This is a genomic window from Alphaproteobacteria bacterium HT1-32 (assembly GCA_009649675.1).
In the GTDB taxonomy this organism is placed as follows: Bacteria; Pseudomonadota; Alphaproteobacteria; order Rhodospirillales; family HT1-32; genus HT1-32.
The window spans coordinates 483,286-502,407 of sequence record WJPL01000001.1; the positions used below are offsets into that span (position 1 = coordinate 483,286).

The window sequence follows — 19,122 nt, forward strand, 5'->3', positions numbered from 1 at the left end:
ATGAAAATTCTACAGTCTTTCAGCCAGTATTCCGGCGCTGCCGTCGGATCGGCCGCCACAGATTATCTCACCTTCTGGCTGGTACTCAGCCTGACCGGCATCCCTGTTCTCGCTCAGGCCATCGCCCGGATTTCCGGAGGGCTTCTGTCCTTCATGATAAACCGGAAATGGAGCTTCCGGCGTGAAACGCCAGACCGGATTCTCTGGGATGGCGGCCGGTTTCTGGCACTTTATGCGGTCAGTTATTCTCTATCGATCGGGATGTTTATCTTTCTTACGGAACAGGTGGGGTATTCACCTCTGACTGCAAAAATAATTTCTGACAGCCTCTGCTTCCTGTTCAATTTTTTCGCCATGAAGCATTTTGTCTTCCGCACACCAAAAGACAAAACCCTCAATCCGGACGAAAACGCGCCAGTCTGACGCCTGCCTTTGCCAGCAGGTCCGGAAAGGCAGGCCCGGCCATGAATGCCAGTTCACGGTCTCTCTGCACTGTCAGGCTGTCACGCTCAGCCAGTTCCGCGTCGCTGCGGCCGGGATGGCAGAAAACGAGAGTGCCCGGCACTGCCGCTGTCAAAAAATCCGGGAAAGCATCCGCAAAATCGACGGCTCCCGAATAGTCATAGAACCCTGAAAACCCGCTATTGGTCTGCAAACCATGGCGTTTTGCGCAACGGCGTAGGCCATGTCCAAACATCCCCACAGCCAGCGCACGACCAACGGACCGGCCACGCCTGAGAACTGCAGAAAGACGGTCATTACAGGCCCGGATATAGGGTCTCTCCGGCGCATCCAGACGGGCAACAATATCAACGCATATCCGGTTAATTCCGGGTAGCTGCTGAACATGTTGATGGCCATCCACAAAGTCCGGTAGACGTCCGATTTGTTCTGCAAACCGGTCAATCTGTGCGCTGATTTCACGTTCTATTTCGTCTTCGGGCAGACGCCCGGCAAGCCCAAGCTTCAACAGCGTCCCGAGTGACGGCAGCTTCCCGGCCGGTGCGAGAACCGGCATGGATGTCAGAGGTTCCTGATCGGTCAGGGTCAGATGCACACCAAGATCAAGCCGGCCCTGAAAAGTCTTCAGCCTGCCGGCATCCGCGCCGAATGCAGGCAGCCCCGTCATGCAACCGGCAGCAGAGATGCGACCGGCCTCGGCCAGTTCCAGAATGCCGGCATTTACGCCCCGCGACAGGCCAAAATCATCCGCACAGACAATGACCGGGACGGGGTCTGCTCGCATCATGCCGGTTTGCTGACCTCTGGAAGGTTATGAACGATGGCCCCAAAGCTCAGCCGTGGATCCCGATAGAAACTGACCTGCCCTTCTGAACTGCTCAGTCCGCTGAGGGCTTCTATGTCCGACACCGAATAATATCGCGGGACATACCCGTTCGACCTGTAACCATAGGAAAGATGGACATAGGCCCGGTGAAGATACTGGGCCAGAGAACAACGTTTCTCGGCAATTGCATGGAAAAACATCATGGATTTCGACAGACTGAACAGCTTGCGGAGTTCATCATCCGTCAGCCAGTCCAGCAGGCCGAGCGACAGTACAATATCTGCATCTGTACCGGCTGCTGCGTCGATCCCGCCAACCGTCAGCCTGACATTGTCACCATATCCGCCGGACACAACGCGTTCCTGCGCCTGATCTATGGCTGCGGTGGAGATATCAATGCCGTGATAGCTCGCAGCACCTGCCGCCATGAAATCAGGCATCAGGCGGGCAGAGCCGCACCCCAGTTCGAGGACATGCTTGCCCCGGCATATCGGCGCAATCACTTCCCGCGCCAGACTGATCCGGAACCGCAGGGACTCACTCAGACGATTGGCCGAAGTCTCAAGCAACTTGCCGCCCTCGTCTTTCTGATCATACCGGCCAACTTCCCAGCCGATAATCTTCTCGTCCCAGAACTTTTTCTTATCAATACTCATCGTCAGATTGTCCAGCCATCAGGGGTTTCCGCTAATATCATCTGATGAATGCATCATAGCAAATGCTACAACAAGACCGAACTTCACGTTCATGAAAGACAGCAACGGAACCTATCGGATATGATTGGTCTGATTTTCAGACGGCTTGCAGGCAGTGCACTGGACTCCGTAATCCCCGACATCGCCCGGCTGCGGATCTCGGTTTTCCGGGACTGGCCGTATCTCTATGACGGCAGCATCGAGTACGAGGACCGGTATCTGCGGACACTGATGCAGGCAGACGGGCATGTTGTTGTGGTCTGCTATGCCGGCGATCAGATCGTCGGAGCCGCGACAGGCGCCCCCCTTGCCAGCCAGCATCCGGAGTTCCGTAAACCGTTTGAGGATGCCGGCCATGATCCGGCTGACTGGTTCTATTGCGCGGAATCCGTATTGCTGCCGGAATGGCGCGGACAGGGTGCCGGACACCGGTTCTTTGACGAACGCGAAGCGCACGCCCGCAAGCTGGGTTTCAGCCGGTCAGCCTTCTGCGCCGTCCAGCGCCCCGATACCCATCCCATGCGCCCGACCGACTATGGCCCCCTCGACGCATTCTGGAAGAAACGCGGCTACCAGCCCCGGCCCGACCTCATCACATGCTTCAGCTGGAAAGACATCGCCGAGGCCACCGAAACTCCGAAACCAATGCAATTCTGGACCCGCGAGGGTCTGTGAAACCGGTGCAGGGCCATACCCTGCCCCGCCGCTAATCTCCGGAAGCGGGGGATGGCTGGGGGATGGGGAAGATGATGTCGTAGAGCCAGTTGTAAATGAAGGCGTAGATCAGGAAAAAGACGGCGAAGGAGAGGTCGAGAACGAAGGCATGCAGCAGCGTGACCTCCAGATACCAGGCGATGAAAGGCATCAGGACAATCAGCAGCCCGCCCTCGAACAGAACCGCATGAAGCATGCGCACCCGGATCGTCTTCACGACGGAGCCAGTGACGCGCAGCATCATATGATCGAACAACAGGTTGTAGGCATAGTTCCAGAGGGCAGCGATGCCGGCGCTGACGAAGGCGACGAGGCCGATATCCTGCATCGTCCGGTCGAACGCCCAGGCGCCAAGCGGCGTTACGATGATCAGGCCGAAAATCTCGAAGCAGATGGCATGGCGAATGCGGTCCCCGGTGGTACGCATATCGACTCCTCATTTTTTCTTCGGGTCGTCCCGAAATATTGTCCGAAATGGGGAGGTCGTCCTCGCTTGCCGGAGATATATAACCTGCACTCCGTAAGGCAAGGGGGCTGCGGGATACCGTCGGGCATCCGGGGGAGAAGTTCAGACCGTCACCGCCCTCGCCACTTCTGCGAAACGGCTGACACTATGCCAGGCTCTGGGTCCGGTGATACTTTCGCATTACGAAGGGCTGCTATGTATTCTCACCCCAGTTATTGGGCCCGCGGCCAGCTTATTGTCCGCACGAAATTCGCGTCCAGATGTCACTGTCAGTTCGGGCGCGAATGATGATGGACCCGGCGTTTCCGCAGCACAGCGGGAAACGCACATACATCATCACGGCCAGGCGGATGATCTCGGGAGATGCCCGAAACTACTAAAAGTAGGTTATGTTGTAATTTTCAAACACTACGAGACATCCCTGCCCATCTCAAGTAGCTTTCCTCTAACATTGCCGCTGGAAAAACTAAGAAGCGAAAAATCCGCACTGATACAGCAGTTTCTCACCGGCAAGCGCCGCGTCAAAATCAAAGAGGAGGATGCCGCCGATGCCTGATATCATCACATTCGACGCAGCGATTTTAGAAAGTAATGGCTGCTCAAAGCGCCACCTGTTGCTTGGCAATGGTTTCAGCATTGGATGCCGTGCGGAAATTTTCCACTATGCTTCTCTCTACGGAGAAGCCGATTTTTCGGCGATACCTGAAGTTACCGCAGTCTTTGAAACGCTTGAGACGCAAGACTTTGAAATTGCAATTCGTGCACTAGAAAACGCCTCAAAGCTGTTCCCAATTTATGCGCCGCAAACTGCAGCCGGGTCGGCGAAAATGCTGGAGCACGCAGAGGCGCTGAAAGAGATTCTAATTACAACTATTGCAGGAAATCATCCGCCAAATCCCAATTCGATAAATGATCCCGAATTCTGGTCATGCCGAAAATTCTTAAGTCACTTCCTAGCCTCGGAAAAAGGGGGGCATGTTTTCACACTGAACTACGACCTGCTTCTTTATTGGACGCTTATGCACGAGGACAATCCATTTGATGCAAACGCAGTTCCGTTAAGGAAAAACGATAGTTTCGGGAACGACGAAGACGACCCCGATGCTGACTATGTTGTGTGGCAGGGAGAGACTTCGGCACACTCAGCAAACGTTCATTTCTTACACGGAGCATTGCACCTGTTTGATGCAGGCGCCGAGCTTCAGAAGTACACTTGGGTGCGCAAAGGCGAACCGCTTGTCGATCAGGCCCGAGAAGCTATTGCCGCAGACAAATTTCCTCTCTTTGTTGCAGAAGGAACAAGTGCCAAAAAGAAGAAGAAAATCCGCCATAACGCTTACCTTTACCAGTGCTTCAAGGTCATGACGTCTAATGCCGATCAGAAAAATCATTGCTTCTTTATCTTTGGGCATTCACTTGCCAGAAATGACGATCACATTCTTAGACGTCTGGGTCGTGGTCGTTTCAAGAAACTGTATGTGGGTCTTTTTGGTGATCCAAACAACGAGACAAATATAAAAATCATTGCTCGAGCCAAAGCAATCGCCACGCAAAGAGGAGATCGGAACCCCCTAGAGTTGGCTTTCTTTGACTCTGCGACCGCCAACGTATGGGGGCAAGCATGAGTTGGTACGATCGACGCGAAAGCTGGCAACAACAGGGTGAAGATGCACGTGAAGCGGGTGATATTGACTACGCACGCGTCATTCATTCCGCGTCATTTCGGCGCTTGCAAGGAAAGACCCAAATTCTCAACTTGGGAGACAGCGACTTCTACCGTACACGCCTAACTCATTCTCTCGAAGTGGCGCAAATTGCCAGCGGCCTGACAAATCAAATCACCAAGGACTACTCGGGGCATCCAATATGCCCACACCTGCCTGACAGAACGCTAATACAAGCGATTGGATGTACGCACGATCTCGGCCATCCACCTTTTGGCCATGGCGGTGAGGTCGCCTTGAATTATTGCATGCGCGACAATGGTGGCTTTGAGGGTAACGGGCAAACTTTACGCATTCTGTCGAAACTGGAAAATTTCTCACAAAGTGCGGGAGCAAATCTTAGTCGGCGGACTCTTCTAGGCGTTTTGAAATACCCCGCCTCGTTCAACGCAACAAATAATCAGAAGCCGACCCTAGATTCCTCGACGAGCACCATTGAGTTGATTGATGTAAAGAGTTGCAAGCCGCCAAAATGCTATCTCGATTCAGAGAACGAAGTTGTTGATTGGATTTTGAAGCCTCTTTTGGATGACGACAAAGCGGAGTTTCAAAGCGTAACGACGCAAGAGAAAAAACATCATAAGACGAAATATAAGTCGCTCGACTGCAGCATAATGGACGTTGCGGACGATATTTCATACGGAGTGCACGATCTCGAAGACTCAATCGCCATGCGGCTTCTTAGCCGAGAAGCATTTGAAAGCACTATTTTGCCCAAAAAATGCACTTCATTCCTGGATGCTTTGAAGGAAAAATACCCCGACGAATGTGGGAACGATGTTTATGCGCATTTCGTGGGGACGTTGTTCGGCGACAGTGCAAAGCGCAAGCGATGTATAAGCCGTCTCGTTCACCATTTCATGACTGCAATAGAGATTGTAGAAGATCGCAACTTTTCCGAGCCTTTGCTTCGCTATCGCGTACAAATTAAACAGGAACGAAGAAATTTCCTAGATTCCCTGCAATCCGTCGTGCGGGAGCAGGTCATATTCAATCCGAGCATCCAGCACCTAGAATTCAAAGGGCAAAATATGGTCGTCTCTGTTTTTGAGGCAATGGCATCTGATCCCACGCGACTTCTTCCCAAGGACGCTCTAGCACTCCACGAGAAAAGTGACATTAAGGAGCGTATCATTTGCGACTATGTCGCGGGAATGACTGATCTCTATCTACTTAAGACCTATGAGCGGCTTTTTAGCCCTCGCATGGGTTCTGTTTTTGACAAACTTTAAAGGTTGGGCAGATGAACAGAACCCCAAACACCGCAGAGGGTGCTTTTAGACGAATTTGAACCAGTCCCAGTTAGCCGCCAAACACAGGAACTTATGCTGCTCAAAGCCGACGCCATTTTGCCAGCCCAGCAGTGCGATTCAACTTAGATCTGTTCGATTGTGGAGACGGCGCCTCTGGTTGAAATGGTTTTGGACTGAGGTATGAACGGAGATAAATCTCTGTAAATTTCTCATGCGTCGGAAGAGTTCATGCTATCACCGCTCTCGCCGTTTCTGCGAAACGGCTGCCGCTTTTGATAGGCCGGAGTTTCTGTTCAGCTTTTCGCGGCGCGGAAAGCTGGTGGCGGGCAGGGAGGGATTCGAACCCTCGATGGAGCTACAAACCCCATACTCCCTTAGCAGGGGAGCGCTTTCGGCCACTCAGCCACCTGCCCGCAATCGCGGCAGCGACATCAGTCACTACCGGAGAGGAAGTCTTTTATGGGCCGTTCCGGATACTGTCAACGACTGAGCCCGCAAAGCGGGGAAATCCGTGTAATTGATTTTGTCCGTCCTTACCCTATCTGTTGTCCGTTGGCGCAAACCGGCCCCCGGAAAAACAGATGGATGAGCAGACATGGATATCAACAGACTGATCGGCAGCTTTCTTGGAAACAGCTCCGGTGCGGGCAGCGCTGGTTCTGTTTCAGGCATGGCTTCCCAGCTTGGTAACAAGCTTCCCGGCGGGCTTGCCGGTGGGGCAGCTGCGGGTGGTCTGGTCGCGCTGATGCTTGGTAGCAAGAAAGCCCGGAAGATGGGCGGCAAGGCGCTGACCTATGGCGGCATGGCCGTAGTCGGCGGGCTCGCCTATCAGGCTTACAAAAACTACAAATCCAGCCAGCAGGCACCATCGCAGCCGATCCGCTCCATTGAGCCGGCACCGGCTGACAGCGGGTTCGACCCGGCTCAAATTCAGGATCAACGCGGTCAGGACATGCGCCTCGCTCTGATTCAGGCAATGATCAGTGCCGCAAAAAGCGACGGCCATATTGATGCCACAGAAAACAGCCGCATCCGTGAGCAGATCAATGCCGCGCAGCTTGCCGCAGACGAGAAGGCCTTTTTGTTTGACCTGCTGGACGGTGACAGCGACCCGGTTGCGGTCGCCCGTCTGGCCGCTGACGAGCCACAGGCAGCGGAACTCTACCTCGCCTCGGCCCTGACAATCGACGTCGATACCCCGGAGGAGCAACGCTATATGGAACGCCTCGGCGATGCGCTTCGTCTGCCCGCAGAGTTGCAGCGCCAGCTGACCGACCATGCGTCCGCCGCGAAGGCGGGTGCCGGAGAGGCCTGACCAGACCGGTCGCCTGCTGGCGCCATCTCAAGCCCGCTGATCAGCCGATCTTTCTGTCCGGCAACTGGTTGACCAACGCGACCCTCTGCCGCAACCTCGAAATATTCTGCGATTTCGTCCACCCATGCCTGATCCAGCTCCAGCGGCAACAAAACGGCCCGGGGAAAAACGCCCGGGCCGTGCTGTATCATTCACCAGTTGTCAGTCTGCGGTCAGCATCCGTCCGTGCAGGCTCCCGCACCGTCGAACGACAGCGTCTGGCCGGAAATCGGCAGATAGGTTTTGGCTGTAACCGCCTGCATGAAGGTTTCAGTCTTGCTGCCCGCGACGACCTTGCCGCCCTTTGTCGCCACTTCATTGGCGTGGGAAGGGATGACGGAGACCGGCTTGATCAGGTCATTGATCACATAGGCTGCTTCTTTCGGGCCGGTTGTGAAGACATCGCCGATATTCATGACAACCAGCTTGGCTCCATACTGATCGGCGACAACCGTCTTCTGCTCTGACACGACGCCCGTATCTCCGGAAAGATAGGTGACCAGACCATTCGAGAAGGTCAGCACATAGCCGGTCGGCGGGCCGACATAGGCGTTGAGACCCGCGCCTTTCAGCATCTCGCCAAGTTCCCCGTCAACAAAGGCCGGATGCACGCCGTTGGAATGATTCGCAGGCACGGTTGTCACCGTCACACCACCGACCTTGCGGGACGCACCGAAGCGAACAAGCTGCGATTTCTTCGGATCACCCCCCAGCATCTTCAGCTTGTTGCCAAAGAAAGCAGGCATCTCGCTGCCGGTCACGATGGCCGCATTCGTCGCCAGGGCGATATTCACTACATTCGTGTTCGGCGCATCGACAACCGACAGGTCAGGCTTGCCGCATTCACCGGAATTCACCCCGGCAATATGCCGGTCACCGACATGGTCGCCATGCATATGCGACACCAGGACCGCATCGACCTTGCCGAGACGGGGGTCTTCGGCACCGGCAACGGTGCGGCCGGCATCATACAGAATGCGTGTCCCGTCCGGATCCTCGAACAGCATTGCCCTGTCAAAAATGCAGAATTCGCCATCATGACTGCCCAGTGGCGTGACTTTTACAGACTGCGCCATTGCCGTCGCCGAGATGGTCATCAATGCGGCTGTGGCACCCAGTGCCAAGACTAGTTTTCTCATCGTTATCTCCCTGATTTACCAAATTTGAATCTTCAGACTTCATGTCTGAGGTTGGTATGCTTCAGCATCAGATCAACAATAATCGATAAAATATAATTTTGGGAATTTATGTAGGTATTTTCATTCGCAATACTGCGACCACAGACAGTCAGCAACCTGCCGACGGGACAGGAGCAACCCCGGTATCGACGGTCGTCTGTTCATCAACCTCTCTGCGCGGCCAGTATGTCGTTACGCTTGTGCCGCCACCGATAGCACTGTTAACCGTGATCCTGCCGCCATTCATTTCCATCAGACGGTGGACAATCGACATGCCAAGTCCTGTACTCGCCGTCGACGCCTCGTCATCTCTGCGGACATAGGCGGAGCGAATCAGCGGGAACGGCTGACCAAGCTGCTTCAGCAATTCCCCGGACATGCCCTTCCCGTTGTCGGTGACTGTGAGCCCGACGGTCTGTTCTGACGAGCGGTCGTCGAGGCTGATCCTTATCTCAATATTATCACCGGCATGCTCCACCGCATTGCTCAGCAGGTTCATCAGAACCTGATTGAAAGACTGCCGGTCCGCCATGATGAAAACCGGGCGTTCCGCCTGGAACGGAATGATCTTCACGGACTTGTTTTCAATCGACTTGCCAAATGGCCGGATGACACTCTCTGTCTCTGCACAGATATCGAGCCGTTCAATTGTCTTTGAGCGACCACCGCTTTCAATGGTGGAGAGATCAAGCATATCGTTCACAAGCGTCAGCTGGTGGCGTCCGCTGGCAAGAATATCGGTCAGGTATTCCTGCAACTGCACCGGGTCGGTCCGGAGGCTTTCAAGCATCAGGAGGGCTTCCGACATGCCAATCACCGCATTCAGCGGTGTGCGCAGTTCATGGCTCATATGAGCGATGAACTCGGTCTTTGCCATGCTTGCCTTCTCGGCCTGCGTCCGGGCCTTTTCCAGCGCGATCGCATTCAGGCGTCGTTCCGTCATATCCCGGAAGGCACCGACGATAACCGTGCGGCCATGTTCTGTGACTTCCGACAGCACCGCTTCAACGAAAACCGTATAGCCCGTCTTGTGCTGGCAGACGATTTCAAAGCTTTCGCTGTCCGGAGAACGGCTGTCCGGTTTCTCCAGATACTGTCCGAACCGGTTGCCCTGTATTGTATTTTGTCCACGGGCCATCAGGCGGGAAGCCGACGCGCCGATCATCTCCTCGGCTGAAAAACCAAATATACGTTCTGCAGCCCGGTTGTAGGATTCAATAATACCGTCCGAACTGATCGTGAGAACGGCATCTGCCACATTGTCCATGATCAGGCGCAGACGATTCTGCTGCTGCAGCAGCAATGCCTCGGTCTGCCGGATATCCGTCACATCCGTACAGAGGAAAACCGTGCCGCCATTTATCGTCCGGCGCTGCCGGATCATCGACCAGGTATTGTTGCGACCTTCCAGCGTAACCGGAACGCCCTGCTCCCGGCTGTCCCTCAACCGTTGCACGACGTCCTGCGAGGCTTCTCCGGCAGTGTCCTGAAATGCCTGCTTTTCAGCAACATGCCAGTTCAGGACGTTTTGATATGACAGCACCTGACCATCCGCAGCATCCTGCAAGCCATAGGCCTCCCGGAAATGCGAATTACTGAAAACCAGAGCCTCGTCAGCATCGAACAGCGCAAGGCTTCCTGACATCGCCTCAACAGCTTCTGTCAGACGGCGATCAGCTTCTTCAGCCCAGTCAGCGGCATGTTCCTGTTTCCGGATGGCAATGGTCAGACGGCGATCGAAAATGACGGCGGCTATGCCGGCCAGCAGAACCATTGTCGCCACAATCGTGGTCAGGATCGCCAGCAGATCAGCGTCCATACCGGATATCTCACCGGGTTCTGTCCCCAATGAAAAACACAGGGTCGAACTCATCGCCGTGTAATGCATACCTGCAACGGCACTGCCAATCAGGACGGCTGAATAGAGTTCCCGGATCAGCGTGGTAACAGAGAAAGGGCCACGGGTTCTGCGGCGCGCCATCCACAGCGCGCAAATTGCCAGAATGACAGCAACCAGTATCGAGGCTGTAAACAGCATCGGATCATAACGAACGAAGGCTTCCACATCCATCGCCGCCATGCCGGTGTAATGCATCAGCCCGACACCACCCCCAAAGATAACGCCCCCCAGAACCAGCCGGAGATGACTGACCTGCGATCTCGCAACCATCCGCAGACTGAGCCCGCTGGCAATAACAGCGGGCAGGGCCGAGGCCGCCGTGGCAAGCGGATCATAAATGATCGGAACCGGAAGCTGATATGCGATCATGCCGACAAAATGCATCGCCCAGATGCCAAGCCCCATAATCAGGGCGCCAACGGCAATCCAGCAGGAACGGACGAAAGAAGTCTTCTGTTCGGCAATCCAGTGCGACAAATGAATGAAAGCAAAACCGGCCAGTGCGGCGATCAGAAAGGAAACAACCACGAGAAGCGGACTGTAAGTCGCGGGAAGCACGCTTTCCGCGTCATAGGCAAACGCAAAGAAACCGGAAAGATCAGGCAGGAAACTCATCGGACAACACAAACAAACCGGCACACAGATATCAGAAAATAACTGCCTGCCGAATGTCCGTTAACGGGAAAAAACCCGCTCACCTTGCCATATTGAGAAGCCATTTTTACCATTCTTCATCATTCAGATTTGCCAGCCTCCCCCTTCAATATAGAAGATTAACCAAATGTATCGCCACTGAAACCTTGTAAGTATTTTCCGGTAGGATCATCCAGTTCACTCATGATGACAGGCTATCCCAAATCTGCACGGGCGCAATCGCGCAACATTCCATGCAAAACGGACAGTTCGAGCCCCCCTTTCATCCGGGGAAATCGCTATCAGCGGGTCACCTACCCGACCTGAAACCTGCTGTTTCAGGTCGGCTCATCAGCCGATTTTCTTGTCCAGCAGCTCGTTGACCATCGCCGGGTTGGCCTTGCCCTGGCTGGCTTTCATCACCTGCCCTACGAACCAGCCTTTCAGCTTGTCCTTACCAGCCCTGATTTCAGCGACCTTGTCCGGGTTGGCAGCGATCGCCTCATCTACCAGCGCCTCGATGGCCCCGGTATCCGTCACCTGCTTCAGGCCCTTTTCCTCGACGATCTTCGCCGGATCGGGATCATTGCCATCCGCAAACATGATCTCAAAGACGTTCTTCGCGATCTTGCCGGAGATCACATCTTCCGAGATCAGGTCGAGCAGTTTGCCGAGGCTGGCCGCAGATACCGGACTGTCAGAAATATCCAGCCCCGCCTTGTTCAGCGCCCCGAACAGATTTCCGGTCACCCAGTTGGCAGCCTGCTTGCCGTCGCGCCCCTCGGCAACGACCTCGAAATATTCAGCGATCTCGCGTTCGGCAACCAGTACACGGGCATCATAGGCCGACAGGCCATATTGCGTTGTGAAGCGGTCAGCCTTTTCGTCCGGCAGTTCCGGCAGACTGGCCGCAATCTCATCCACCCAGTCCTGGTCCAGTTCCAGCGGCAACAGGTCCGGGTCCGGGAAATAACGGTAATCATGGGCCATTTCCTTGGACCGCATGGACCGGGTCTCACCCTTGTTCGGGTCGAACAGCCGGGTTTCCTGCCGGACTTCCTCACCGCTCTCCCAGACTTCAATCTGGCGCTCGGCCTCGATCTCGATGGCCTGCATCACAAACCGGACGGAGTTGACGTTCTTGATCTCGCAGCGCGTGTTCAGTTCCGTGTCACCGACCTTGCGAACGGAGACGTTCACATCGGCCCGCATGGAACCTTCTTCCATATTGCCGTCGCAGGTACCGAGATAGCGCAGGATCGAGCGCAACTTGCGCAGATAAAGCCCGGCTTCCTCCGGTGAGCGCATGTCCGGTTTTGAGACGATTTCCATCAGCGCAACACCGGCCCGGTTCAGGTCGATGGCCGACTGTGTCGGATGCAGGTCATGGATCGACTTGCCGGCATCCTGCTCCAGATGCAACCGCTCGATACCAACCTCGCGGGTGGAGCCGTCTTCGAAATCCAGCACCACCGTTCCCTCACCCACGACAGGCTGCTGGAACTGGCTGATCTGGTAGCCGAAGGGCAGATCTGCATAGAAGTAATTCTTGCGGTCAAAAATCGAGTAATTGTTGATCGCAGCTTTCAGGCCGAGGCCAGTGCGGACCGCCTGTTCAACGCATTTCCGGTTAATCACCGGCAGCATGCCGGGCATCGCCGCATCGACCAGCGAGACATGGCTGTTCTGTGCCGCACCGAAGGATGTGGACGAGCCGGAAAACAGCTTGGCGTTGGAGACGACCTGCGCGTGAACTTCGAGACCGATCACGACTTCCCAGTCGCCGGTTTCACCCTGAATGATATAGGACGCCATCTGATCAGCCCTCCAGCCAGGATGGTTTGGCGGTAAAGCCCGCCGCCTGTTCCAGCACATCGCCAACGCGGAAGACTGTTTCCTCGTCAAAGCTTTTACCGAGAATCTGCAACCCGAGCGGCAGCCCCTCCGCAGACAGGCCGGCCGGTACCGACATGCCGGGAATACCGGCCAGATTGGCCGGCACGGTAAAGACATCGTTCAGGAACATCTTGATCGGGTCATCCATCTGCTCGCCCATACCGAAGGCCGCATTGGGTGCGGTCGGGGTCAGAATGGCATCCACCTTGCCGAAGACCTCGTCAAAATCGCGGGCAATCAGGGCCCGTACCTTCTGCGCCTTGATGTAATAGGCATCGTAATAGCCGGCAGACAGCACATAGGTGCCAATCAGCACCCGGCGCTGTACCTCATCGCCAAATCCGGCAGCCCGGGTTTTGGCGTACATCTCGTCCAGGCTGTCGCCCTCAACCCGCAGGCCAAACCGCACGCCGTCATAACGGGCCAGGTTCGAGGAGGCTTCTGCCGGGGCAACGATATAATAGGTCGGCAGCGCATATTTTGTATGCGGCAGCGATACATCGACGCATTCGGCACCGGCATCGGTCAGCCACTGACGCCCCTGCGCCCACAGTTTGCTGATCTCTTCCGGCATATCATCAAGCTGATACTCACGGGGGATACCGATCTTCATGCCACGGATATCACCGGTCAGCGCGGCCTCGAAATTCGGAATCGCACGCTCATCCGATGTCGCATCCTTCGGGTCGTGCCCGGCCATGGCCTGCAACATGATCGCCGCATCCCGCACCGTCCGCGTCATCGGCCCTGCCTGATCCAGTGACGAGGCAAAGGCAACCGTCCCCCAGCGCGAGCAGCGGCCATAGGTCGGCTTGATGCCGACAATACCGCAGAAGGAGGCGGGCTGACGTATCGAGCCGCCGGTATCCGTACCTGTTGCCGCAATTGCCGCATAACCGGAAACGGCAGAGGCTGATCCGCCGGATGATCCGCCCGGCACCAGGTCCCGGTTGCCGGTCTTCCAGGGGTTACGGACACCACCGTAATAGCTGGTCATGTTGGATGACCCCATGGCGAATTCATCCAGGTTCGTCTTGCCAAGCATTACCGCGCCGTTGCGCCACAGATTGGCGGTGACGGTCGATTCATAGGTCGGCGTGAAGCCGTCGAGAATATGCGAGGCCGCCGTGGTCAGAACGCCTTCCGTGCAGAACAGATCCTTGATCGCCAGCGGCTGACCTTCAACCAGCCCGACCTCGCCTTTCGCCCGGCGTGCATCAGAGGCTTTGGCCCCGTCGCGGGCCCGGTCAAAAGTCTCCGTAATATAAACGTTCAGGTCGCGGGCGCGCTCGGCCGCAACGATATAGGCATCTGTCAGTTCGAGTGATGTCAGCTGACCATTGGCCATCGCATCACGGGCACCGGCCAGTGAAAGATCCAGAATATCACTCATTATTCGACCACCTTCGGCACCAGATAAAAGCCATCCTGAGACACCGGCGCGTTGGCGGTGACATCTGCCTGCTTTTCGCCATCTGTCACCACGTCGTCGCGCATGGGCATCTTGCGGTCGCCGACACGGGTCATCGGCTCGACATTATCGGTATTGACCTCAGCCAGCTGCTCGACCCAGTTGATGATATTGTCCAGTTCCCCTGCCAGTCCATCAAGGCGGCTTTCCGGCACCTCGATACGGGCAAGATAGGCAATTTTGCTCACGGCTTCGCGATCCAGCGACATGGCTTCACACTTCAGAAATTGCAGGTAAACCGGTAAATTAACCGGAAGCTGGGGAAACTATCACCCGCCCCTGCAGGGCGCAAGAATGGGAAGCCGGTTTATGCCCGGGAAAGGTCTGACGCCGGACGGCAGCTATACCGCACCAACATCGACACGGGCATCGTTGAAGCAGGCACCGCCGAGATCACCCAGACCGGTCGGAGCCAGTGCCGAGACCGTCTGGCCGTTATCGCTGGTTTTCATCCAGGCACCCTTGTCAGAAGAGACAACACCGGGCCGTACCCCCGTCGTCACTTTCAGCATCAGATGCACCTCCCCCAGATCATTCCAGACCCGGACTTTCGTACCATCCGTCAGCCCCCGGGCAGCCACATCCGCAGGATGCATTTCCAGCAGCGGCATCCCGGCATTGACCGCACAGCCACCAAAGGTCGAGGTTACACGCTGGTCAGAGGCCGGACTGATAAGAACCAGCGGATAGGCATCCGTTACCGGCACAAACCCCGGCAGTCCCTGACCGCTCTCAGCCGCGAGCCGGTCTGACCAGAGTTCAATTTTACCACTGGGCGTTGCCGGAAAGGTCGATCTGAAAAGCACCGGCACCTCTCCGTCACAGAGCATCGGCACGGCTTCACCTGCACGTATGCTGCTGGGTTTGCGCCCAGCCATTCGGGGGTCAGTAGCATCAAGCGCATCATCCATCAGTTCTTCGTCACTGGCAGTAAAGGCCGGATCGTCGAACCCGAACCGGGCGGCAAGGCTGCGGAAGATATCCGTCAGCGGGCGGCTTTCCCCTACCGGCGGGACCACTGCCTCTGCCCGTTGCAGATAATTCTGGCCATAAGCCGCATACAGATCGGCATGTTCAAAGCTGGTACAGGCCGGCAGCACAACATCGCAATACAGCATGCTGTCTGTCATCGCGGCCTCAATCCCGACCGTGAACAGATCCGGGTGCATCAGCGCACGAATGACCTGCGCCTGATCCGGCAGGGCGATGACCGGATTATGGGAATAGATCACAGCCCCCCGCACCGGCGGGTCCAGACTGTCATCCAGAATATGTCCTGGCAGATCGACGATATCGAGGATGCGCGTTCCCGCCGGAGACAAATCGCTGCGGTGCAGCCGGTCCGGCGTGCGGGGAAAGATCGCGCTGGCGGAATAGATCAGTCCCGCCCCTTCCACACCGAACTTTCCCGCCAGTGCAGGCAGCGCACAGATTGCCCGGATACCGGAACCGCCATTCCGGTTCCGCTCCAGCCCGTTGCCAATGGCAATGACCGGGCGTTCTGCCGCAACATACAGACGGGCCGCTTCACGAATATCTTCTGCCGGCACCCCACTTGCGTCTTCTGCCCGCTCCGGCGTCCAGTCTCTTGCAGCACCAAGGAACCGTTCCGCACCCAGAACATGCTGTTCTATAAATGCAGTCTTCACACCGCCAGTTCGTTCAATTTCCGCTGCAATCGCCCAGGCCAGAACCACGTCCGCCCCCGGCCGGACAGGCAGATGCATATCCGCCTTCGCAGCAATCTTCACCCGGCGGGGATCGACGACGATCAGCTTTGCCCCCTGTCGCCGGGCAGCATTGATATGGCGTACCAGATGCAGGTTCGAGCAGGTCGCATTGTTGCCCCAGACAATGATCAGGTCAGATTTCGCCGCCTGCTCCATTGTCGCACCGGGAACCCGCCCCAGCACAGAGGCGACAGCCCGTCCGCGAACACCGCCACAAAGCGAATCCCGGATCAGGTGGGACGCACCGAGACGATTGAAAAACCGCAGGGACATGGAATCCTGTGCCAGAATGCCGTGTGGTCCGGCATAATTGAACGGGATAACTGCCTGCGGACCATACCGGCTGATCACCTGCGACAGCCCCTCATGGATCAGGTCCAGCGCCAGATCCCAGCTGACCGGCTCGAACTGACCGGTGCCACGCGGTCCGGTACGGCGCAGCGGCGTCCGGATACGATCCGGCCCATGGACAAATTCCGGCGTCAGATTGGAAACTTTCGAACAGATTGCGCCGTCCGTCATCGGATTCGCCCGCGATCCCCGCACCTTGACGATCCGGTCATCTGCCACCGAGACGGTCAGGCTGCAGGTATCCGGACAATCCAGCGTACAGACACTCGGTTTTTCAGTCAGTTTTGACGCACCGTCAGGCATCGGAGTCTCCATAGAATTGTCGCGCGCGGAAAACAGGGGGCTATCCGTCATTCGCACTGATATAGCCCGGAATTGGACTTGCCAGACAGCACCATTTGAACCCGAAACCCGGGACCAATCAGGCTCTTCAAGAGCAGTTGCATAAAATTTTATATATATTTTATTATTATTGTTATTAAATAAACATATAATATTTAAATTAGAATACTGTTTACCGACAAACAACAATACCGTATAAATACTTACGACTCGCCGGTAGAGCCGATCCTCCCTCCCCGCCTGCGGCAAAGGCGAGAGGGAACCTGCTCAACGGGTCACGAAAGTCTGACGAGAGTGCGAGCGGCTCATGACCCTCCGAGCCACGCCTACCCCACACGCATCTTTCGTCGGCGAGCGGAAGCGATGAGAGTCGCTTCCGCTCGAACTTTCCCGGACCTGATTTCACCGGAGTTGAAGCATCAATGACAACAACATCAGACGGCGAAGCCTTGTCGGACAACCCGGTTACGGGTACGCTTCATACCGTGACAAAAGAATATTTTGATCTGACGCGCTTGATTGAACGGCTGCACCGGCGGCTGCTGGATGTTGTCCGGAATGAACTCATTAATAACGGGATCAATCAGGTCAACGCCGTGCAGGCCATGCTGCTGGCCAATATTGGTGAGGAGGAAATCGTCATCCGCGATCTCACCAGCCGCGGCTATTACCTCGGCTCGAACGTTTCCTACAATATCAAGAAGCTGGTTGATCTGGGCTTTCTGACCCAGACACGCGCCCCGCATGACAAGCGTTCCTTCACCATCTGTCTCACCGACAAGGGAAAACAGGTCAGCGAACTGATCGGTACCCTGCAAGGCCAGCTGGCTGAACGGTTTGTCGGCGAGATTGTCGATGTGGACGAGGTCAAGGCCGGCACCAAACTGCTCCGGCGTCTGGAACGCAGCTATACTGATTACATCGATTTCGGCGATCTCTGAACATCGCACCGCGACGGGCTGTAACCGATTCCGGACTGCACGGCTGACGGAAAACAACTTCCGCCCGGGATAACCGGGCGTCAGGAAGCCGTCCCTTCAAGAATATTCGTTGCCGGGCCGCTGCTCTCCCATCCCTGAACCCGAAAGGCTCCGGTTGCCGCATTGGCCTCGAACGCAACACGGGTATCCGGGTTAAGAACGGGAGCGACCAGCCAGCCCATCGGCTCTGTCGCAGTATTCAGCTCCGTCATAGCCGACAGCCGGTCCTCGCTGTTGCGACCCCGGTCACCCGGATGATCGAAGTCAACCCAGTGATTGGCCGCTGTGACCATACCTTCCCGTATCCGGGCACTGTCAGCCTTGCGTTCGATGACACATCCCTGCCCCGGCTGAAGACCTGCAAGGGTATAGAATACCGGCAGGGCAACCGGTGTCCGGGTGAGCATCTCTTTTGCCTCATCAAAGCTGGCGCATTCTTCCATCACTTTGCGAAGCAGATGAGCCGGTGGTAGGGCATTCCGCATCCAGACACGCGCCCTGGTTGCCATCCAGTCTGCCGGGCGGCCAAATCCTGTTCGCAGCAATGGCGGTTGATTGATGGCAACGGCGAAACGGCCTTTTGCCACCGCCGTCAGAACCCCGGCAAATCCGGGCCATGTGATACTGACATAATCCCCCATCCGGCCGGTCATGATAAGCGCGACAAGCGTTCGACCCAGCGAATCCAGCGGCCAGTCCAGCGTCCGCAACAACCTTATTCCCCCGGCAAGCGGGTCTTCATTCACTGAGGTGGTACAGGCCCATTCAAAACTGAGATTGAGCATGGTCACCCCCGGACGGGCGACCCGGCGGGCGATTTCCGCAATTTCATATTTGTAGGGGGTATCGCAGCGGGCCAGCCAGCGACGGGAGATCATATCGGCAATCTGAATTCCCGGTCGGGAATAATGTCTGGTGGCTGAATACAGAATATCGTCAATCAGCGCCGGGCAGACTTCAACCATATGCGGAGTAGAGCGGCTTCGCAGATCGATCAGGGGAATATCGGGCAGCGTTTCGCTCAACTCTTTCTCTCCATCCTCCGTGCAACAGGTTGTCTTTGCCCGGTCATTCGATCCGAACAGCCGAAGACAGGCAATGCATAAATCAGCCCGCGAAGGGACTTCTCTGCAGTTCGTGCGTCCGA

General features: G+C 56.1%; 17 protein-coding genes and 1 tRNA gene. 7 read left to right on the forward strand and 11 right to left on the reverse strand.

From position 1 onward, the window contains the following. Window positions 1–423: a hypothetical protein gene (locus GH722_02225; protein MRG70572.1), complete on the forward strand. Its 423-nt coding sequence runs from the start codon at window positions 1–3 to the stop codon at window positions 421–423. Here GH722_02225 and GH722_02230 read toward each other — a convergent pair. Together GH722_02230 and GH722_02235 are read right to left on the reverse strand one after the other, a co-directional pair. Next, window positions 395–1,249 (reverse strand): ChbG/HpnK family deacetylase, encoded by an 855-nt coding sequence (locus GH722_02230; GenBank protein MRG70573.1) that lies wholly within the window; start codon window positions 1,247–1,249, stop codon window positions 395–397. The genes GH722_02225 and GH722_02230 overlap by 29 nt on opposite strands. Next, entirely contained in the window at window positions 1,246–1,944 is a 699-nt protein-coding gene (locus tag GH722_02235; protein MRG70574.1) for a methyltransferase domain-containing protein, read from the reverse strand. Before GH722_02235 ends, GH722_02230 begins: the two co-directional genes overlap by 4 nt. A gap of 120 nt (window positions 1,945–2,064) precedes the next feature. Between GH722_02235 and GH722_02240 the strand changes: the two genes are divergently transcribed. Continuing rightward, entirely contained in the window at window positions 2,065–2,658 is a 594-nt protein-coding gene (locus tag GH722_02240) for a GNAT family N-acetyltransferase (protein MRG70575.1), read from the forward strand. Window positions 2,659–2,689: 31 nt separating this feature from the next. Here the strand turns inward: GH722_02240 and GH722_02245 are convergent, their stop codons facing one another. Then, window positions 2,690–3,124 carry a PACE efflux transporter gene (locus tag GH722_02245; GenBank protein MRG70576.1) on the reverse strand — a complete coding sequence of 145 codons (435 nt, stop codon included), beginning with the start codon at window positions 3,122–3,124 and terminating at the stop codon, window positions 2,690–2,692. Window positions 3,125–3,329: 205 nt separating this feature from the next. Between GH722_02245 and GH722_02250 the strand changes: the two genes are divergently transcribed. Genes GH722_02250 through dgt form a run of 3 tightly spaced genes read left to right on the forward strand, consistent with a single transcriptional unit; the run spans window position 3,330 to window position 6,119 of the window. Beyond that, window positions 3,330–3,719 carry a hypothetical protein gene (locus GH722_02250; GenBank protein MRG70577.1) on the forward strand — a complete coding sequence of 130 codons (390 nt, stop codon included), beginning with the start codon at window positions 3,330–3,332 and terminating at the stop codon, window positions 3,717–3,719. Continuing rightward, window positions 3,712–4,788: a DUF4917 family protein gene (locus GH722_02255; GenBank protein ID MRG70578.1), complete on the forward strand. Its 1,077-nt coding sequence runs from the start codon at window positions 3,712–3,714 to the stop codon at window positions 4,786–4,788. Before GH722_02250 ends, GH722_02255 begins: the two co-directional genes overlap by 8 nt. Further along, on the forward strand, window positions 4,785–6,119 hold the full coding sequence (dgt, locus tag GH722_02260) for a dNTP triphosphohydrolase (protein ID MRG70579.1): 1,335 nt from the start codon (window positions 4,785–4,787) through the stop codon (window positions 6,117–6,119). The genes GH722_02255 and dgt overlap by 4 nt, the downstream gene beginning before the upstream one ends. Before the next feature lie 341 nt (window positions 6,120–6,460). On the opposite strand, the gene GH722_02265 is transcribed toward dgt, so the two are convergent. Then, window positions 6,461–6,553, reverse strand: a tRNA-Ser gene (locus tag GH722_02265). A 182-nt stretch (window positions 6,554–6,735) separates the two neighbouring features. Between GH722_02265 and GH722_02270 the strand changes: the two genes are divergently transcribed. Next, window positions 6,736–7,455 carry a DUF533 domain-containing protein gene (locus GH722_02270; protein MRG70580.1) on the forward strand — a complete coding sequence of 240 codons (720 nt, stop codon included), beginning with the start codon at window positions 6,736–6,738 and terminating at the stop codon, window positions 7,453–7,455. A gap of 212 nt (window positions 7,456–7,667) precedes the next feature. On the opposite strand, the gene GH722_02275 is transcribed toward GH722_02270, so the two are convergent. The 6 genes from GH722_02275 to GH722_02300 all read right to left on the reverse strand — a co-directional run bounded on the left by GH722_02275 (window position 7,668) and on the right by GH722_02300 (window position 16,956). Further along, window positions 7,668–8,633, reverse strand: a complete 966-nt coding sequence (locus GH722_02275; GenBank protein ID MRG70581.1) for an MBL fold metallo-hydrolase — start codon at window positions 8,631–8,633, stop codon at window positions 7,668–7,670. Window positions 8,634–8,781: 148 nt separating this feature from the next. Continuing rightward, window positions 8,782–11,187, reverse strand: coding sequence for a PAS domain S-box protein (locus GH722_02280; GenBank protein ID MRG70582.1), 2,406 nt, complete (start codon window positions 11,185–11,187; stop codon window positions 8,782–8,784). Window positions 11,188–11,556: 369 nt separating this feature from the next. Continuing rightward, window positions 11,557–13,020, reverse strand: a complete 1,464-nt coding sequence (gene gatB, locus GH722_02285) for an Asp-tRNA(Asn)/Glu-tRNA(Gln) amidotransferase subunit GatB (protein MRG70583.1) — start codon at window positions 13,018–13,020, stop codon at window positions 11,557–11,559. A 4-nt stretch (window positions 13,021–13,024) separates the two neighbouring features. Next, on the reverse strand, window positions 13,025–14,494 hold the full coding sequence (gatA, locus tag GH722_02290; protein ID MRG70584.1) for an Asp-tRNA(Asn)/Glu-tRNA(Gln) amidotransferase subunit GatA: 1,470 nt from the start codon (window positions 14,492–14,494) through the stop codon (window positions 13,025–13,027). Beyond that, complete coding sequence (gatC, locus tag GH722_02295; GenBank protein ID MRG70585.1) at window positions 14,494–14,781, reverse strand: Asp-tRNA(Asn)/Glu-tRNA(Gln) amidotransferase subunit GatC; 288 nt, start codon at window positions 14,779–14,781, stop codon at window positions 14,494–14,496. The genes gatA and gatC overlap by 1 nt, the downstream gene beginning before the upstream one ends. A gap of 132 nt (window positions 14,782–14,913) precedes the next feature. After that, window positions 14,914–16,956: a molybdopterin-dependent oxidoreductase gene (locus tag GH722_02300; GenBank protein ID MRG70586.1), complete on the reverse strand. Its 2,043-nt coding sequence runs from the start codon at window positions 16,954–16,956 to the stop codon at window positions 14,914–14,916. 461 nt (window positions 16,957–17,417) lie between these two features. Between GH722_02300 and GH722_02305 the strand changes: the two genes are divergently transcribed. Then, the gene (locus GH722_02305) at window positions 17,418–17,936 is read left to right on the forward strand and encodes a winged helix DNA-binding protein (protein ID MRG70587.1); all 519 of its coding nucleotides are present in this window, start codon (window positions 17,418–17,420) and stop codon (window positions 17,934–17,936) included. Window positions 17,937–18,016: 80 nt separating this feature from the next. Here the strand turns inward: GH722_02305 and GH722_02310 are convergent, their stop codons facing one another. Further along, the gene (locus tag GH722_02310; protein MRG70588.1) at window positions 18,017–19,000 is read right to left on the reverse strand and encodes a hypothetical protein; all 984 of its coding nucleotides are present in this window, start codon (window positions 18,998–19,000) and stop codon (window positions 18,017–18,019) included. Between the last annotated feature and the right edge of the window lie 122 nt (window positions 19,001–19,122).

Bases quoted from the DNA above. Each gene is read 5' to 3' on its own strand.
- dgt (MRG70579.1), top strand. From the start codon at position 4,785: ATGAGTTGGTACGATCGACGCGAAAGCTGGCAACAACAGGGTGAAGAT.
- GH722_02300 (MRG70586.1), bottom strand. From the start codon at position 16,956: ATGCCTGACGGTGCGTCAAAACTGACTGAAAAACCGAGTGTCTGTACG.
- GH722_02255 (MRG70578.1), top strand. From the start codon at position 3,712: ATGCCTGATATCATCACATTCGACGCAGCGATTTTAGAAAGTAATGGC.
- GH722_02270 (MRG70580.1), top strand. From the start codon at position 6,736: ATGGATATCAACAGACTGATCGGCAGCTTTCTTGGAAACAGCTCCGGT.
- gatA (MRG70584.1), bottom strand. From the start codon at position 14,494: ATGAGTGATATTCTGGATCTTTCACTGGCCGGTGCCCGTGATGCGATG.
- gatC (MRG70585.1), bottom strand. From the start codon at position 14,781: ATGTCGCTGGATCGCGAAGCCGTGAGCAAAATTGCCTATCTTGCCCGT.
- GH722_02235 (MRG70574.1), bottom strand. From the start codon at position 1,944: ATGAGTATTGATAAGAAAAAGTTCTGGGACGAGAAGATTATCGGCTGG.
- GH722_02240 (MRG70575.1), top strand. From the start codon at position 2,065: ATGATTGGTCTGATTTTCAGACGGCTTGCAGGCAGTGCACTGGACTCC.
- GH722_02280 (MRG70582.1), bottom strand. From the start codon at position 11,187: ATGAGTTTCCTGCCTGATCTTTCCGGTTTCTTTGCGTTTGCCTATGAC.
- GH722_02245 (MRG70576.1), bottom strand. From the start codon at position 3,124: ATGCGTACCACCGGGGACCGCATTCGCCATGCCATCTGCTTCGAGATT.
- GH722_02305 (MRG70587.1), top strand. From the start codon at position 17,418: ATGACAACAACATCAGACGGCGAAGCCTTGTCGGACAACCCGGTTACG.
- GH722_02230 (MRG70573.1), bottom strand. From the start codon at position 1,249: ATGATGCGAGCAGACCCCGTCCCGGTCATTGTCTGTGCGGATGATTTT.
- gatB (MRG70583.1), bottom strand. From the start codon at position 13,020: ATGGCGTCCTATATCATTCAGGGTGAAACCGGCGACTGGGAAGTCGTG.
- GH722_02275 (MRG70581.1), bottom strand. From the start codon at position 8,633: ATGAGAAAACTAGTCTTGGCACTGGGTGCCACAGCCGCATTGATGACC.
- GH722_02225 (MRG70572.1), top strand. From the start codon at position 1: ATGAAAATTCTACAGTCTTTCAGCCAGTATTCCGGCGCTGCCGTCGGA.